This is a genomic window from Rathayibacter sp. VKM Ac-2928, from assembly GCF_022815545.1.
Taxonomy (GTDB): domain Bacteria; phylum Actinomycetota; class Actinomycetes; order Actinomycetales; family Microbacteriaceae; genus Rathayibacter; species Rathayibacter festucae.
Window position 1 is genome coordinate 276,722 of the sequence record NZ_JALGRU010000003.1, and the last position, 16,979, is coordinate 293,700.

Below are 16,979 nucleotides of genomic sequence, written 5' to 3' on the forward strand. Positions count from 1 at the left end.
TCGCTGGACGGGAGGGACGACGGTGTGCCTGTGAGCGGTTACAGTCACTCACACGATACGGCGGGCTGTCAATGCGAGATCACTGCGGCTTGTCGCCGTGCAACACTGGGACCGCACACAGTCGAAGGAGATAGCACGCATGACGATCGAGCTCGGTGCCGACGCGGCCCCCACCCGTTTCCGCGTCCCGGACCCGGCGGGACTCCCGCTCCCCCGCGCACCCTGGATCCCCGGCCGGGCCGAGCTGCGCTACGGCGGCGACTACAACCCCGAGCAGTGGCCGCGCGAGGTCTGGGCCGAGGACGTCGCGCTGATGCGCGAGGCCGGCATCAACCTGGTCAGCGTCGGCATCTTCTCCTGGGCGCTGCTCGAGCCGCGCGAGGGCGAGTACGACTTCGGCTTCCTCGACGAGCTGCTCGATCTGCTGCACGCCGCCGGGATCGACGTCGACCTCGCCACGCCGACCACCGTCCCGCCCGCCTGGTTCTGGAAGAAGCACCCGGCCGCCCGCCCCGTCACCCGCGAGGGACTGACGCTGGGCTGGGGCTCGCGCGGCATGGTCAGCCCGAGCTCGCCGGAGTACCGCGCCGCCGCCGTGGCGATCACCGAGCGGCTGGCCGAGCGCTACGCCTCGCACCCGGCCCTCGTGCTCTGGCACGTGCACAACGAGTACGGCGCCCCGATCAGCGAGGACTACTCCGACTACTCGGTCGCCGCCTTCCGCATCTGGCTGCAGGCGAAGTACGGCACGCTCGACGCACTGAACGACGCCTGGGGCACGCTCTTCTGGGGCCAGCTCTACGGCGAGTGGGACGAGATCGACGCGCCGCGCGTCTCGGCGACCGTGGTGAACCAGACCCAGCGCCTCGACTTCGCGCGCTTCACCTCCGACGCGCTGCTGGCGTGCTTCACCGCCGAGCGCGACGCGATCAAGCGCTGCTCGGACAAGCCGGTCACCACGAACTTCATGGCGACGAACTGCCCGTCGATCGACTACTGGAAGTGGAGCCGCGAGGTCGACCTGGTCGCGAACGACCACTACCTGGTCGCCGAGCGCCGCGACAACCACGTGCTGCTGGCGATGGACGCCGACCTGACGCGCTCCCTCGCGGGCGGCCGGCCGTGGATCCTGATGGAGCACTCCACCTCGAGCGTCAACTGGCAGCCGCGCAACATCGCCAAGCGGCCGGGCGAGCTCGCCCGCAACGCCGCGAGCCACCTCGCCCGCGGGGCGGACGCGATCCTGTTCTTCCAGTTCCGCGCGTCCCGCTACGGCGCCGAGAAGTTCCACTCGGCGATGCTGCCGCACGCCGGCGCGGGCACCCGCGTCTGGCGGGAGGTCGTCGAGTTCGGCGACGACCTCGGCGGGCTCTCCGCCGTGCTCGGCTCGGTCGTCCGCGCCCGGGTCGCCGTGCTGTGGGACATCGAGTCGTTCTGGGCGCACGACCTGGAGTGGCGGCCCTCGGTCGAGCTCGATCACCGCGAGCGGATCGTCGCGTTCTACACGGCGCTCTGGAACCGCGGCGTCACGGTCGACTTCGCCCACCCGCACGACGACCTCAGCGGCTACGACCTCGTGCTCGCACCCTCGCTCTACCTGGCGGACCGGACCGCGTCGCGGAACCTCACCGAGTACGTCCGGAGCGGCGGCTGCTTCGTCGCCTCCTACTTCTCCGGCGTGGTCGACGAGAACGACGCCGTCTACGAGGGCGGCTCCCCCGGCGCCCTGCGCGAGGTGCTCGGGCTCTCGATCCCCGAGTTCCTGCCACTGCACGAGGACGAGGTGGTCACCCTCGACAGCGGGGCCACCGGCTCCGGCTGGAGCGACGACATCGTGCTCGAGGGCGCGGAGGCCGTCGCGAGCTACACCTCCGGCCCCGCCGAGGGCCGCCCGGCGATCACCCGCCACTCCCTCGGCGGCGGATCCGCCTGGTACGTCTCGACGCGCCTGGTCGGCGAGGACCTCGCCGCGCTCACCGACGCCGTGCTCGCCGACGCGGGCGTGGTCGTCCCCGAGGCGGTGCCCGCGGGCCTCGAGGTCGTCGTCCGGCACGGTGAGGACGCCGACTTCACCTTCCTGATCAACCACGCCGAGACGGACGCCGAGGTGCCCGCCCCGGGCAGCGCCGAGCTCGTCGCCGGCGAGCCGGTCGGCGCGACGGTCGTCGTGCCCGCGCGCGCGGTGCGGGTGGTGCGGCGCGACCGCTGACGTCCCCCGCACCCGCGCACGCGGAAGGGCCGGCCTCCGTCGAACGACGGGGACCGGCCCTTCCGCGTGGGATCCGGCGCCCGGCCTCAGCAGGCCTTCGCGGCGTACCCGGGGGTGAGCGCGGCGGCGGCACGGTGCCCGTCGACGCTCCCGGTCGCGGACACCGACGCGGTGCCCTCCGGGATCTGGACGGCGCGGGTCGTGAACGCGTGGCTCGCGTTCCGTCCCGGCGCGACCGCCGGGAAGGTCTTCGTGCCGTAGGCGGACGCGATCGTGACGGCGATCGGGACCGCGTTGTCGTTCGTCGCCTGCACGGTCAGCACGACCTTGCCCGCGATGCACCGCGTCGAGACGGCGGTGGGCACGGAGAGCACGACCGTCAGCTCGTCGAGGCGGGTGCGGATCAGGGCCGTCGCCGCATCCGCGTCCTGCTGGGTCGACCGGCTGCCGGCGAGCACGACGGCGCCGATCGCCGTCGCGTCGTCGAGCGCCCGGAGCGACTCCGCGGTGAACGCGCCGCGGTCGATCGCCGCCGCGTCGCTCCGCGCGGACTCGAGGGCCGCGGTGCTCACCGTGCTCGCGGGAGCATCGGCGGTGAGCCGGACGTCGTCGAGCACGCCCCAGGCGCCGGCGGTGAGCTGGAAGCGCGCGGTGATCCGCACGGTGCCGTCCGCGCCGACGACGACGGGGACCGAGGCCTGCTGGAACGCGCCGTAGCCCGAGAGCAGCAGTGGCGCACTCGTCGTGCCGCTCGCCGTCTCCGCGCTGAGGGTGCGGGTGTCCGTGGCGGGGCTGCCGGTGCCCTGCGTCGTGGCGCGGAGGGTGTAGCTCCCGGCCGCGAGACCCGTGACCGTCTGGCTGACGGTCGTCGTGTAGGACTTGTCCGACCAGAAGGTGACCGCCGCGGCTCCGTCGGCCGCGTCACCGGTCACGGTGCGGGCGGCCGGTGCCTGGAGGGTCCACGCGCTCATGTCCGGGCTCTCGAAGCTCGGGTTCGCGACGAGGTTCCGCGCGTTCACGGAGACCGTCGCCGAGACGTCGAGTCCCGCGGTCGTCCGGCCCGGGATCGTGTAGACGCCCGGTCCGCGGATCCAGGTCACCGCGTCGCTCCAGGTGACCGGCTGCTGCTCCGTGCTGCCGTCGTTGAAGTCGACGGCCACCGTCGCCGGCAGCACGACCGGCTGCCCGTCCTCGACGGCCAGCTCGGTTGTGGCCACGGCGGAGACGGCACGCGGGGCGACCGCCCCGGTGCGGACGTAGCGGAAGGTGTTGAGCGAGTCGAGCGGAGTGCCGTCGGCCGCGAAGAGGGCCTGGTTGTCCCAGGCCGAGCCGCCGAATTCGGTGCCGACGTGCACCGGGTCGTAGCCGCTCGCGGCGCTGCTCGCCCAGCCCGAGCCGTCGCGCTCCCAGAGCGCCCGGTTCGCCTCGAGCGCGGAGGGCGGGCCGACCGGCAGCCACGCGGGCTCCCAGTAGAAGACGCCGATCCCCGCGGGGCCGACCTCGTGCACGGCTGCCACGACGTCGCGCAGGGCGGTCGCCTGGCCCTGGACGCTCGTCGGGTACTCGTCGGTCGCGGTGCTCGGGTTGATCACGTTCGGGTAGCCGTCCGCGTCGTCGAGCGTGTGCGCCCACGAGGTCTCGGCGACCATGACCTTCTTGCCGTAGGTGCTCGCGATGGAGCCGAGCACGCTCGTCAGGTTGCCGGTCGAGCCGTGCCAGTACGGGTAGTAGGAGCTGGCGAAGACGTCGTAGTCGACGTCGTACCGGTCGAGCCCGGCCGCGATGCCGGCGTAGCGGCCCGCCGTCTCGGGGTTGGTGAAGTGCAGCGCGACCAGTGCGTCCGGCAGGACCTCGCGGACCGCGGCGCTGCCGGCCGAGAACAGCGCGGCGAGCGGAGCGTCCATCGCAGTCGCGGCGCGGGCGTACCCCGCCATGCCGTTGTTCGTCTCGTTGCCGACCTGGACCATGTCCACGTCGACGCCGGCGGCCACGAAGCTCCGCAGCGCCTCGGCCGTGAAGTCGTGGATCGCGGTGGCGGTCGCTGCGGGCGTCAGCCCGGCCCAGGCCTTCGGCGCCAGCTGGCGTCCGGGGTCGGCCCAGAAGTCGGAGTAGTGGAAGTCGACCAGCAGGCCGAGCCCCGCGGCCGTGGCGCGCTCGCCGATCTCGACGGCGCGCTCCACGTCGACGGTGCCGCCGCCGTAGCCGCGGCCCTCGGCGTCGTACGGGTCGTTCCAGACGCGGACGCGGACGGTGGTCACGCCCGACTCCGCGAGGACGTCGAACAGGTCGGCCGGGTCGCCCGCGGCGTCGCGGAAGACGACGCCGCTGTCCTCGAGCGCGAGGACCGTCGAGACGTCTGCGCCGGCGATGAAGTCGTCCGGCAGTCCGTCGACCCGGTCGACGAAGACGGAGGCGTCGACGGGACCGGTCCCGTCCGCCGCGGAGGCCGCCGGGGCGAGCGAGCCCGTGGCGAGCCCTGCCGCCAGCGCCACGGCGAGTGTGCGGATGATCGTGCTTCGTCGCATGATCGCGTCCTTTCCTGTCGTTCCCGACGGGTCTATTCGAAGAGGGAGAGGGTGAGGACGGCGGAGTAGCCGCCCGGGGCGACGGTCGCCGGAGTGGTGAGCAGCAGATCGGCGTCCGCCGTCCACGAGCCCTCCGCCGCGATCGCCTCGGAGTCGATGGCGAGCGCCAGCAGCTCCTGGTCGACGAGGCCGACCGCGTCGTCCCCGCCCTCGAGGGCGGTGTCGACCTTCTCGCCCTCCGCCACTCCGCCGCTCTCGCCGCCGTCGACGAGGCGCGGGGTCCAGCCGAGGTTCTCCGCCCCGATAGCGGGCTGCCCGTCCTCGCCGGTGAAGCCGCTCGCGCTGCCGAGCACGTACCAGCCCGCGCCGTCGGGGATCTCCTCCGCTGTCCTGGTGTCGGTCACCGTCACGGTGGGCAGGCGTCCGGAGAAGCGCCGCACCGCGGCGGTCGAGTCCTCCTCGGTCAGCTGCGTCAAGGCGGCCGCGATCGTCATCGCCAGCACGCCGGGCTGCGTCGGCTCGGCGATCTCCACGCCGATGTCGACCGAGCTCTCGCCGTACTCCTCCGCCGACGCGGCGGCACCGGCGCCCACCAGCATCGCCGCGCTCAGCGCGGCGGCGCCCAGCCCGATCGCGCGGGTCCTGATCGTTCTCCTGTGTGTCATCCGTCTCACCTTCGAGATGTCGCGCGCCGCGGAAGCCTGATACCGCTCCCAGTCCGGCGCTGGACCACCCACGCTAGGCGACCAGGCCACCTCGGACAACCTGGGGACCCCTCTCCCGCCCAATTGTGCGAAAGCCGGTCGCGCGACTGCGTCACACCCCGCCCGACCAGCCCACTCCGACTCGAACTTGAGCGAGCGATCACCGTGAGCGCTCCCAGCCTGTCGACCGCATGCCTGCCCACGTGGATCTCGATACGCCCGCTCCGCGGCCTACTCGATCACCATGCTCGAGCCCACCCGCGCATGCATGCTGGTCGAGCAGCCGCGCAGCGGCGTATCGAGACCCACGCGTTCCTGCCGGCCGCGCAGCGGCGTCTCGAGACCCGCCCCCTAGCGCCGCGCCCGCGTCGACGCCCGCGCGACCAGCTCCGGCAGGAACACCGTCTGCCGCGGGATCAGCTCCGGGTCCGCCGCCTCCTCGAGCAGCACGCGCAGCGCCGTCCGCCCGATCACCGAGCTCGGCTGCCGCATCGAGGACAGCGGCACGGCGGCGGCCGCGGCGAAGGAGATGTCGTCGAAGCCGATCAGCGCGATCTCGTCCGGCACCAGCATCCGCCCGTCCACGGCGAGCGCCTGCAGCAGCCCGAGCGCGACCAGGTCGTTGGCCGCGAAGAGCGCATCGGGGCGGTCGCGCCGCGGCCGGGCCAGGATCCGCATCCCGGCGGCGACCCCCTGCGCGACGGTCAGCGCCGTGGTCGCCACCACCTCGAGATCGACCGACGCATCGCTGTTCTCCACCGCGACCCGAGCGCCCGCCAGCCGGTCGGTGACCTGGCGGATCTCGAACGGCCCGCCCACGAAGGCGAGCCGGCGCCGCCCGGTCTCGATCAGGTGCTCGGCCGCCATCCGCCCGCCGGCCACGCTGTCGACCGAGACCGAGCTGTAGCGGCCGTCCCCGCTGAAGCGGTCGACCAGCACGACCGGCACCCCGCGCCCGCGCAGCTTCTCCAGCCGCTGCGAGATGTCGCCGTACGGCGCGATCAGCACGCCGCGCACCTGCTGCTCCTCGAACAGGTCCAGGTACTGCCGCTCGCGCGACGGGTCCTCGTCGGTGTTGCCATAGAGCACGGCGATCTGGTGGCGCGACGCCTCGTCCTCCGCGCCGCGGACCACGTCGTTGAAGAACGGGTTCTGCCCGTCGAGCACCACGAAGCCGACGGTCGAGCTCACGCCGTTGCGGAGCTTCCGCGCAGCGTCGTTCCGCACGTAGCCGAGCGACTCGACGGCGGCGTTCACCCGGGCGAGCGAGTCGTCGGAGACCTCGTCCGGCCGGTTGAGCACGTTGGAGACCGTGCCGACCGAGACGCCGGCGCGCAGGGCGACGTCGCGGATGCTCACTCGCGCCACATCGCCTCCCCTGGGACGCCGAGCCGCATCTCGCGTTGACCGCTCCGGCTCAGCGTCCCTATAGTAGCGATGAAGCTGGATGAATCGATTCAGGTCCTCTTCATCCGAAGCCGGGACCTGGACGCGATTCCCCTCGATGAGGAGGTACCACCCGTGGCATCAGATCCGCCACCCGCACTCGAGCTCGCCCGCGTGGTCAAGGCGTTCGGCGCCGTCGTCGCGCTGCGCTCGGGGACCATCGCCGTGCACCGCGGGTCGATCCACGCGCTGGTCGGCGAGAACGGCGCCGGCAAGTCGACGCTCGTCAAGATCATCGCCGGAGTGCACCAGCGCGACGCGGGCGAGTTCCTCCTCGACGGCGAGCCGGTCGACTTCTCCTCGACCGCGCAGTCGAAGGCCGCGGGCATCGCCGTGATCTACCAGGAGCCGACGCTCTTCCCCGATCTCAGCGTCACCGAGAACATCTTCATGGGCCGGCAGCCCCGCGGTCGCCTCGGCCGCATCGACCGCAGGGCGATGCGCACCGAGGTCGTGGGCCTCTTCGAGCGCCTCGGCGTCCGGATCGACCCCGACCGCCCCGCCGAGGGCCTCTCCATCGCCGACCAGCAGATCATCGAGATCGCCAAGGCCATCTCGCTCGACGCGAAGGTCCTCGTGATGGACGAGCCGACCGCCGCGCTCTCCGGCGTCGAGGTCGAGCGCCTCTTCACCGTCGCCCGGTCGCTCCGCGACGAGGGCCGCGCGCTGATCTTCATCTCGCACCGCTTCGACGAGGTCTTCTCGCTCTGCGACACCATCACCGTGATGCGCGACGGCGCCTACATCTCCACGACCGCCACCACCGACGCCACCGTCGACGGCATCGTCCGCGAGATGGTCGGCCGCGACATCACCGAGCTCTTCCCCAAGCAGACGACCGAGATCACCGACGTCCTGCTCGAGGTCGCCGGCCTCACCTCGGCCGGCGTCTTCCACGACATCTCCTTCACCGTCCGCGCCGGCGAGATCGTCGGCCTGGCCGGACTCGTCGGCGCCGGCCGCAGCGAGGTCGCCCGCGCCGTCTTCGGCGTCGACCCGTACGACTCCGGCTCGGTCACTCTCGCCGGTGGCCGGATCCCGGCCGGCAGCCCCTCCGCCGCGATGCGCGCCGGGCTCGCGCTCGTCCCCGAGGACCGCCGCAAGCAGGGCCTCGTGCTCGACTCCTCCGTCTCGCGCAACATCACGATGGCGATCCAGAAGTCGCTCTCCAGGGGCGGCCTGATCACCGGCCGCCGCGAGAACACGGCCGCCCGCGACTGGGCCGCGCGCCTCGAGGTGAAGACCGACGCGCTCGACACCGTCGCCGGCACCCTCTCGGGCGGCAACCAGCAGAAGGTCGTGCTGGGCAAGTGGCTCGCCACGGATCCGAGGGTCCTGATCATCGACGAGCCGACCCGCGGCATCGACGTCGGCACCAAGTCCGAAGTGCACCGGCTGCTCTCGCAGCTCGCCGGGGAGGGAATGGGGATCCTGATGATCTCGTCCGAGCTGCCCGAGGTGCTCGGCATGGCCGACCGCGTCCTGGTGATGCGCGAGGGGCGGATCACCGCCGAGCTCGACCGCTCCGACGCCACCAGCGAGACCGTGATGCTCGCCGCCACCAGAGGGGCAGCCGCATGAGCACCGCCCAGGCGCCGGCGCAGAAGCGCGTGCCGGCCGCGAAGCCCAACGCCTTCTCCTCCGGCTTCGGCTCCTTCATCCGGGCCCGCGAGACGGGAATCCTGCTCGCGCTGGTCCTCGTCGTCATCGCGACGACCGCGAAGAACCCGACCTTCCTCTTCTCCCCCGACGGCTGGCGCGACCTGCTGCTGACCCCGTCGATCCTGATCCTGATCGCGGTCGGCCAGGCCATCGTGATCATCACCCGCTCGGTCGACCTCTCGGTCGGCTCGATCCTGGGGCTGACCGCCTACCTCACCGGCCGGCTGTTCCTGGACGTGCCGGGGATCCCGATCCTCGCGGTCTTCGCCGCCGGCGTCGTCTTCGGCGGACTGCTCGGGCTGATCAACGGCGCGCTCGTCGCGTTCGCGAAGGTCCCGGCGCTGGTGATCACCCTCGGCACGCTCTACGCCTACCGCGGCATCAACGTCGCCTGGACGGGCAGCGACCGGATCAACGCGTCCGATATGCCCAAGGACTTCCTCGCCCTGGGCACCGGCCAGTTCCTCACCATCCCGTACCTCACGATCATCGCGCTCGTCGTGCTGGTCGCCGCGGGCTGGTACCTGCGCAACCAGCGCGCGGGCCGCGAGTTCTACGCGATCGGCTCCGACCCGGACGCCGCGCGGCTCTACGGCCTGCCCGTCACCCGGCGCATCCTGGTCGCCTTCGTCGTCTCCGGCGCGCTGACCGGCCTGGCCGGCGTGCTCTACGCCGCCCGCTACGGCACCGTCAACTCGCAGGCCGGCTCCGGCTACGAGCTCGACGCGGTCGGCGCCGCGGTGATCGGCGGCGTCGCGATCTTCGGCGGCTCCGGCACGGTCTGGGGCGCGGCGATCGGCGCGGTGCTGCTGCTCACCATCAACCGGGCCCTGCCGATCCTGGGCGTGCCCGACTTCTGGCAGCGCGCGGTCGTCGGCGTGCTGATCATCGGCGCGATCGTGCTCGACCGCGTGCTCTCCCTCCGACAGTCCCGCAAGCTCCTCGAAGAGAGGGACGACTCCTGATGAGCCTCGTCACCGACACCACCGCCGTGCGCACCGCGCGCGAGTACCGCGACTACGCCCGGCCGGCCTGGCAGCGCGTCCTGTTCAGCCGCGAGACCGCGATCGTCGTGCTGCTGATCCTCGTGATCGTCGTCGCCTCCGCCTCGGTGAAGAGCTTCGACAAGCCGATCACCATCACCTACCTGTTCCTCGACATCGCGCCGACGCTGCTGATCGCGCTGCCGATGACGCTGATCATCATCACCGGCGAGATCGACCTGTCGGTCGCCTCCACCGTCGGGCTGGCGAGCGTGCTCACCGGCACGCTGCACCAGGCCGGAGTGCCGTTCGAGGTCGCCGCGCTCATCGCGATCGTGGCGGGCGCCGTCGGCGGAGCGCTGAACGGCTTCCTGGTCACCGTCGTCGGACTGCCCTCGCTCGCCGTCACGATCGGCACGCTCGCGCTCTACCGCGGGCTCGCGGTCGGACTGCTCGGCACCACCGCGGTCACCGACTTCCCCGAGTTCTGGACCGACCTCGCGAAGGCGAAGCTCGTCGGCCCGGTGCCGCTCGTGGTGCTGCCGTTCGCGATCCTGGCGATCGTCTTCGCGGTGGTGCTGCACTCCACCCGCTTCGGCCGCGGCGTCTTCGCCATCGGCCTGAACGACGAGGCGGCGATCTTCTCCGGCGTGAACGTGAACCGCACCAAGTTCATCCTCTTCGTGGTCTCCGGCGCCGTCTCCGCACTGGCCGGCATCTACTACACGCTGCGCTACGGCTCCGCCCGCGGCGACAACGCGACCGGGCTCGAGCTGCAGGTGATCGCGGCCGTCCTGCTGGGCGGCGTCTCGATCTTCGGCGGCCGCGGCGCCCTGCACGGCGTGATCGCCGGCGTGATCCTGATCGGAGTGATCGCCTCGGCCCTGCGCCTCGCGAACGTCACCTCCGACGTCATCAACATCATCACCGGAGTGCTGCTCGTGCTCTCGGTGGTGTCCACCAGCTTCCTGGCCTGGCTGTCGCGACTGCGGCGCTCGGGCAGGAGACGCCCCTGATCGCGCATCACCGGCACAGCACCCGCACCACCCCGCACCACCCCCACAGCACCTCGACGAAAGGCAGACGATGATGTTCTCCTCCCGTGGGCGCCGCCTCGGCACCCTCACCGCACTGGCCGTCTCGGTCGCGCTCGTCGCGACCGGCTGCTCCGCCTCCGACGGCGACGCCGGCGGCGACTCCGGTGGCGACGCCGGCTCCGGCTCCGGCGACTACTCGATCACCTTCCTGCCGAAGAACCTCGGCAACGCGTACTTCGACACCTCCGACGCCGGCGGCGAGAAGGCCATCGAGGAGTTCGGCGGCACCTACGCCGAGGTCGGGCCCGCCGAGGCCTCCCCCGACGCGCAGGTCTCCTACATCAACACGCTCACCCAGCAGGGCGCCGGAGCGATCGTCGTCTCGGCGAACGACCCGAAGGCGATCTGCGACGCGCTGAACGAGGCGCGCGACAACGGCACCAAGGTCGTCACCTTCGACTCCGACACCAACGCCGACTGCCGAGACCTCTACATCAACCAGGCCACCGCCGAGGGCATCGCCAAGGCGCAGGTCGACCTGATCACCGAGCAGATCGGCGACAGCGGCGAGGTCGCGATCCTCTCCGCCTCCGCGAACGCCACGAACCAGAACGCCTGGATCGAGCTGATGGAGGAGGAGCTCACCGCGAACCACCCGGACGTGACGCTCGTCGACACCGTCTACGGCGACGACGACGACCAGACCTCGTTCGACAAGACCGCGGCCCTGCTGCAGACCCACCCCGACCTCAAGGGCATCATCTCGCCCACGACGGTCGGCATCGCCGCCGCCGCCCGCTACCTCTCCACCTCGGACTTCAAGGGCAAGGTCGCGCTGACCGGTCTCGGCACGCCGAACCAGATGCGCGAGTTCGTCGAGGACGGCACCGTCACCGCGTTCGCGCTGTGGAACCCGGGAGACCTCGGCTACCTCGCCGCCTACGCCTCGAAGGCCCTGATCGACGGCGACATCACCGGCGCCGAGGGCGACACCTTCGAAGCAGGCGACCTCGGCTCCTTCACGGTCGACGCCGACGGCACCGTCCTGCTCGGCGACCCCTTCACCTTCACCGCCGACAACATCGCCGACTTCGACTTCTGATCCGTCGCAGTCGTGCTGATCGCGGCATGCTGATCGAGTAGCGCCCGCAGGGCGCGTATCGAGATCCACCGTCCCTGAAGCGGTGGGTCTCGATACGCCGCTCCGCGGCTGCTCGACCAGCGAGGCTGCATGCCGCTCGAACAGCTTCCGCAGGGCGACCCTGTTCATGCTGATCGAGCAGCGCCCGCAGGGCGCGTATCGAGATCCCCCACCGAGAGGCCCCACCCATGCAGCGCGTCTGCTTCCAGCTCCAGGTGCGACCCGAGCGCATCCCCGAGTACACCCGCCGGCACGCCGCGATCTGGTCCGACATGGCCGCCGCCCTGAAGGCCACCGGCTGGAACAACTACTCCCTCTTCCTCCGCCCCGACGGCCTGCTGATCGGCTACTTCGAGACCCCGTCGCTCGAGGCCGCCCGCGCCGGGATGGCCGCCACCGAGGTCAACGCCCGCTGGCAGGCCGAGATGGCCGAGTTCTTCGTCGAGCTCGACGGCGCTCCCGACACCGGCTTCCTGCAGCTGACCGAGGTCTTCCACCTCGAGGACCAGCTGCCCTGACTCCTCCCCTCCTCCCCGACACCCATCGGACAGAGCCGCGGCTCCGAATGATGCACGGGGCCGATCGAGGAGGTAGTGCGGAATGTCGTTCAACAGCCGCCGCTGGCAGGTCCGCACCATCGTGGCGCGGGTCCAGGCCACCGCAGCACTCAGCACGTCGACGCTGGACACGGCCGGCCGCGCCGACCGCAAGCTCGAGATCCTCCGGATCGCGGACGGCGTCGACGCCGGGCGGGTCAGCAACGACGAGGCCGTCGCCGCATTCGAGCGCCTGGCCCAGGACGTCGGCCACACTCCCGAGGCGCGGCTCGGTTGACGCCTCCGCACCCGGGCGCACCGTGACGGACGGCGCCCCGTCCGCGCAGGACGACCTCGTCCCGACGCTCGCCGGCGGCGACCACGCCGCATTCCGCCGGCTCTACGAGCGCACCGTCCGCCGCGTCCGCTCGATCACCGTCGGCATCCTGCAGGACCACGCTCAGGCCGAGGAGGTCGCGCAGGAGACCTACTTCGAGCTCTGGCGCTCCGCCGGTCGGCACGCGGTCCTCGAGGAGCAGCAGCACCTCGTCGCCGTCATCGCCCGCCGCCGCGCCATCGACCGGGTCCGCGCCGCGCAGTCCTCCCGCGAGCGCGACCACCGCTACGCGATCCACAGCTACCTCCGCGAGATCGACGAGGCGGAGTCGCACGGCGAGATCGCCGGCGAGTTCCGCCGTGCCGCGGCCGAGATCCGCCGCCTCGCCCCGAAGCACCGCGACCTGCTCTTCCTCGCCTACGTCCGCGGCCTGACCCACGCCGAGATCGCCACCGAGCTCGGCCTGCCGATCGGCACCGTCAAGACCCGCCTCCGCGACACCCTCGCCCGCCTCCGCCGCGAGCTGACGCCCCCGCCCCCCTGACGCGCACTGCACGCCGGTCGAGCACCCGCGCAACGCCCCTGCATGCTGGTCGAGCACCCGCGCAGCACCCCCTGCATGCTGGTCGAGCAGCCGCGAAGCGCCCCCCGCATGCCGGTCGAGCAGCCGCGCAGCGGCCTCCGCATGCTGGTCGAGCAGCCGCGCAGCGGCGTATCGAGACCCACCGTCCCCAGCAGGCCCGGTCTGCAGACTCCCCGTCCGACGCCGGTGGATCTCGATACGCGCCCTGCGGGCGCTACTCGATCAGCATGGAGGGCGGTACCACCTCTCCAGCGGCCACGCCTTCCATGCTGGTCGAGTAGCCGCGGAGCGGCGTATCGAGACCCGCCCACGCCGAAGCCCCCGCCCTCCGGACACGGAGAGCGGGGGCCACGGCGAGACCGTCAGCGCGTCAGAGCGTCTGCGCGAACGGGTCGAAGTCCACCGGCACCGCGGGCACCGGCGCGGACAGCGTGCTGTCGATCGCGACGAACTCGCCGCTCTCGGCCGACTCCTGCGCCGACAGCATGACGTCGAGCACGTGGAAGCCGAGCTCGCCGGTGGCCACGTGCGGGCGGTCCTCGGCGATCGCGCGGACCATGTCGAGCAGGCCGAGGCCGCGGCCGACGACCGTGCCCTTCTGCTCGATCTCGGTCCACTCCTGCTCGCCCCACTGGCCGTCGGCGATCGAGGTGCGGGCCTTCACGTAGGCGGTGCGCCCCTCGAACTGGTTCGGGTCGGGGATCACGATCGACCCCTCCGTGCCGTGGATCTCGAAGACGCCGTGGCGCTCGAGCGCGGAGTCGAAGCTGAGCAGGCTCGACGCCTGCGGCCCGGCCGCGAACGAGGTCAGCACCTGCAGCGAGGTGGGCACCTCCACCGGGAACGTCGTCCCCGCGTCGGGCCCGGAGCGGATGACCCGCTCCTCGAGCTTCTTCCGCCCGAGGGCCGCGACCCGCTGGACCGGTCCGAACAGGCTGACGAGTCCGGTGAAGTAGTACGGACCCATGTCCAGCAGCGGGCCCGCGCCCTCCGCGAAGAGGAACGCCGGGCTCGGGTGCCACAGGTCCGGTCCGACCGTCTGGAAGACGGTGGACGCGAACATCGGCTCGCCGATCACGCCGTCCGCGATCGCGCGCTTCGCGGTCTGGAAGCCCGGGCCGAGCAGCGTGTCCGGCGCCGAGCCGACGCGCAGCCCCTTGGCGGCGGCGTCCTGCAGCAGCTGCGCGGTGCCGGCGCGGTCCAGGCCCAGCGGCTTCTCGCTCCAGACGTGCTTGCCCGCGGCGATCGCCGCGGCCGAGACCTCGACGTGCGCGGCGGGGATGGTCAGGTTGACGACGACCTGCACGCCGGCGTGCGCGAGGACGTCCTCGGCGGAGCCCCAGGCGGGGACGCCGTGCTTCTCGGCCTGGCTCTTCGCCCGGTCGAGCAGCAGGTCGCCGACGATCAGGACCTCGACGTCCGGGAAGGACGCGAGGTTCTCGAGGTAGGTGTCGCTGATGACGCCGACGCCGATGACGCCGATCCCGATGGGCCCGCTCATGCCGCGTACCCGCCCTTCACGAGGAAGTCGTAGCTGGCCTGGATGTCCGCGAAGACGTCGCCGGGGGCGTTGTCGTACTCGATGACGGCGTACTTGATGGCACCTTCGCCGGCCTTGAGCGCCTCGACGAGCGGCACGTCGCCCTCGCCCGGGCGGCGCTGGTCGAGGGTGTCCGAGCCGAAGGCCGCGGCGCCGGGGGCGAACGGGTTCTCGGCCGGCGCGATGCCGTCCTTGACGTGCACCGCGACCAGGCGCGAGCCCAGCTTCGACACCAGTGCGGGGCCGTCCTGGCCGCCGGTCAGCGCCCAGAACAGGTCGAGCTCGATCTCGACGCGCTCGTCCGTCGTCGCGACGAAGCGCTCATAGGCGGTCTGGCCGTCGAAGGAGGCGATGAACTCCTGCGCGTGGTTGTGGTAGCCGACCTTCAGGCCGAAGGTCGCGGCGACCTCGGCGGCCTTGTTCAGGCGGTCGGCGATGTCCGCCACGCCGTCCTCGGTCAGCCAGCGCTCGGCCGAGACGAACGGGTCGATGACGGTCTGGATGCCGATCTGCGCGGCCGCCTCGAAGACGACCTCGGGGGCGGGCGTGGGGATGGAGCCGTCCGGCGTCCACAGCTCGTCGGAGAGCAGCGGAGCGTGGCCGGTCGGCGAAGCGAGACCGCTCGCGTCGAGCGCGGCGCGGATCTCGGCGGGACGGCGGACGAAGTCGAACGCCTCGACGTTCTTCAGTCCGATCGCCGCGAGCTTCTCGAGCGAGCCGTTCGGGTCCTCGGAGAACTCCTTGGCCAGCGTGTAGAGCTGGATGGAGGCCAGGGGCAGAGTCATGATCGATGTCGCTTTCACTGGTGATGGTGGTGCGGGCAGGACTGTCGTCTCCGACCAGCCTGTCCTATGGACGTCCGAGAAAGGCCTATCGGACTTTCTTGATGGGGAGGATGACGAGTGCGCCGACCACTGCGGCCAGTGCGCAGACCGTGAACCACAGCCCGTAGTTGTTGCCGGTCGGGTCGCTGACGTAGACGAGGATGCCGCCGACCAGCGGCGCGAGCGTCTGCGGCAGCGCGTTGGCGATGTTGAAGACGCCGAGGTCCTTGCCGGAGTCGTCGGGGTTCGGCAGCACATCGACGACGAGCGCCAGGTCCACGCCGACGTAGATGCCGTAGGCGAGTCCGAGGACCGCCTCGAGGACGTAGAAGGCGCCGATGTCCTGCACGAAGATCAGCGCGAAGGTGCCGACCGCGAAGAGCGCGGTCGAGCTCCAGACGAACACCTTGCGGCGCCCGATCCGGTCGGAGAGCCAGCCGGCGAAGTAGCTCGCGCCGACGAGGGTCACCGTGTAGATCAGCACGCTGGTGGTGATCACGGCCGGGATGCTCCCCTCCTCCACGCCGATGTGGTTGAGGAGGTAGAAGAAGCGGAAGGTGGTGAAGCCGAAGCTCGCGAAGATGATCAGGAAGCGCGACCACCACGCGAGCGCGTAGTCGGGGTTCTTCACCGGGCTGACCCAGAAGGTCTCGGCCCAGTCACGCAGCGTCGCGCGCGGCGGCGCCTGCGGCAGGCGCTTGTCGGGCAGCACGACCGCGAAGACGACCATGGCGACGATCGCGAGGATCGACGGGGCGACGAACATCACGACCAGCTGGCCGGCGAACGCCTGGGCCACGTAGGTGCCGCCGAGGATGCCGACGTTCTGCGCGATGCCGAGCGCCGCGGTGATCTTGCCGCGCTGGAACTTCGGCACCTGGTCGGCGAGCGTCGCGGTGAAGGGGGCGAGCGTCATGTTCGCGCCGAGCTGGGCGAGCGACCAGCCGACGGTGGCGACGAGCAGGGTGGGGGCGAGCGCCATGATCGCGAAGGCGACCGTCATCAGCACCGTGCCGGTCACGATCCAGATCCGGCGGCGGCCGAAGCGGCTCGTCGTGCGGTCGGAGAGCCGGCCGACGACGACGTTCGCGATCGTGGCGAAGAGGGCGCCGAAGCCGCCGAGCACCGCCGCGGCGCCGGTCGCGCCGTCCTGCGCGATCTCGCCCGACTCGACGAGCGACTGGATCTTCAGGCCGATGCCGACAACCGCCGGCCCGAGCAGGGCGATGAAGAAGATCAGCTGCGCCGCGAGCAGCCAGAAGACGTAGCCCTTGGTCGCCGGCTCGGTCGGCTCGGAGAACGCGTGGTGCCCCCGCACCGTCGCCGTCGCGGTGGTCATGCCCGAGGGCATCCCCGCCGCGGATCCGCTGGACGTCGTCATGATCGTTCCCTCTCGTCATCGAGTGTGCAGAATCGAGCGGTCGTGCCCAAAACCTTGCGTCGTGTGGTTTT

Annotated in this window: 14 protein-coding genes; 8 read left to right on the forward strand and 6 right to left on the reverse strand. The window is 71.6% G+C overall.

The window, feature by feature from the left end:
* Positions 1-139: 139 nt before the first annotated feature.
* Entirely contained in the window at positions 140-2,209 is a 2,070-nt protein-coding gene (locus MT350_RS12795) for a beta-galactosidase (protein ID WP_243616051.1), read from the forward strand.
* Between the two features lie 86 nt (positions 2,210-2,295).
* On the opposite strand, the gene MT350_RS12800 is transcribed toward MT350_RS12795, so the two are convergent.
* The 3 genes from MT350_RS12800 to MT350_RS12810 all read right to left on the reverse strand — a co-directional run bounded on the left by MT350_RS12800 (position 2,296) and on the right by MT350_RS12810 (position 6,806).
* Complete coding sequence (locus tag MT350_RS12800) at positions 2,296-4,734, reverse strand: glycosyl hydrolase 53 family protein (RefSeq protein ID WP_243616052.1); 2,439 nt, start codon at positions 4,732-4,734, stop codon at positions 2,296-2,298.
* 32 nt (positions 4,735-4,766) lie between these two features.
* Positions 4,767-5,399: a hypothetical protein gene (locus MT350_RS12805; protein WP_243616053.1), complete on the reverse strand. Its 633-nt coding sequence runs from the start codon at positions 5,397-5,399 to the stop codon at positions 4,767-4,769.
* A 390-nt stretch (positions 5,400-5,789) separates the two neighbouring features.
* Positions 5,790-6,806, reverse strand: a complete 1,017-nt coding sequence (locus MT350_RS12810; RefSeq protein WP_243598171.1) for a LacI family DNA-binding transcriptional regulator — start codon at positions 6,804-6,806, stop codon at positions 5,790-5,792.
* A 153-nt stretch (positions 6,807-6,959) separates the two neighbouring features.
* On the opposite strand from MT350_RS12810, the gene MT350_RS12815 reads away from it, so the two are divergent.
* The 7 genes from MT350_RS12815 (at position 6,960) to MT350_RS12845 (ending at position 13,124) form a co-directional block, all read left to right on the forward strand.
* Positions 6,960-8,465, forward strand: a complete 1,506-nt coding sequence (locus MT350_RS12815; RefSeq protein WP_243616054.1) for a sugar ABC transporter ATP-binding protein — start codon at positions 6,960-6,962, stop codon at positions 8,463-8,465.
* Positions 8,462-9,511, forward strand: coding sequence for an ABC transporter permease (locus MT350_RS12820; RefSeq protein WP_173251333.1), 1,050 nt, complete (start codon positions 8,462-8,464; stop codon positions 9,509-9,511). The genes MT350_RS12815 and MT350_RS12820 overlap by 4 nt, the downstream gene beginning before the upstream one ends.
* Positions 9,511-10,545, forward strand: coding sequence for an ABC transporter permease (locus tag MT350_RS12825; RefSeq protein WP_132437977.1), 1,035 nt, complete (start codon positions 9,511-9,513; stop codon positions 10,543-10,545). Before MT350_RS12820 ends, MT350_RS12825 begins: the two co-directional genes overlap by 1 nt.
* Before the next feature lie 70 nt (positions 10,546-10,615).
* On the forward strand, positions 10,616-11,668 hold the full coding sequence (gene rhaS, locus MT350_RS12830) for a rhamnose ABC transporter substrate-binding protein (protein WP_243616055.1): 1,053 nt from the start codon (positions 10,616-10,618) through the stop codon (positions 11,666-11,668).
* 227 nt (positions 11,669-11,895) lie between these two features.
* A complete protein-coding gene (locus MT350_RS12835) occupies positions 11,896-12,225 on the forward strand; it encodes an L-rhamnose mutarotase (protein WP_243616056.1) in 330 nt (109 codons plus the stop codon).
* A gap of 82 nt (positions 12,226-12,307) precedes the next feature.
* Complete coding sequence (locus MT350_RS12840; protein ID WP_243616057.1) at positions 12,308-12,541, forward strand: hypothetical protein; 234 nt, start codon at positions 12,308-12,310, stop codon at positions 12,539-12,541.
* A gap of 22 nt (positions 12,542-12,563) precedes the next feature.
* Positions 12,564-13,124: a sigma-70 family RNA polymerase sigma factor gene (locus tag MT350_RS12845; protein WP_243616058.1), complete on the forward strand. Its 561-nt coding sequence runs from the start codon at positions 12,564-12,566 to the stop codon at positions 13,122-13,124.
* 409 nt (positions 13,125-13,533) lie between these two features.
* Here the strand turns inward: MT350_RS12845 and MT350_RS12850 are convergent, their stop codons facing one another.
* The 3 genes from MT350_RS12850 to MT350_RS12860 form a co-directional block, all read right to left on the reverse strand.
* Positions 13,534-14,664: a Gfo/Idh/MocA family protein gene (locus MT350_RS12850; protein WP_243581178.1), complete on the reverse strand. Its 1,131-nt coding sequence runs from the start codon at positions 14,662-14,664 to the stop codon at positions 13,534-13,536.
* On the reverse strand, positions 14,661-15,488 hold the full coding sequence (locus MT350_RS12855; protein WP_243616059.1) for a sugar phosphate isomerase/epimerase: 828 nt from the start codon (positions 15,486-15,488) through the stop codon (positions 14,661-14,663). Before MT350_RS12855 ends, MT350_RS12850 begins: the two co-directional genes overlap by 4 nt.
* 85 nt (positions 15,489-15,573) lie before the next feature.
* The gene (locus MT350_RS12860; protein WP_208110589.1) at positions 15,574-16,908 is read right to left on the reverse strand and encodes an MFS transporter; all 1,335 of its coding nucleotides are present in this window, start codon (positions 16,906-16,908) and stop codon (positions 15,574-15,576) included.
* Positions 16,909-16,979 lie beyond the last annotated feature (71 nt).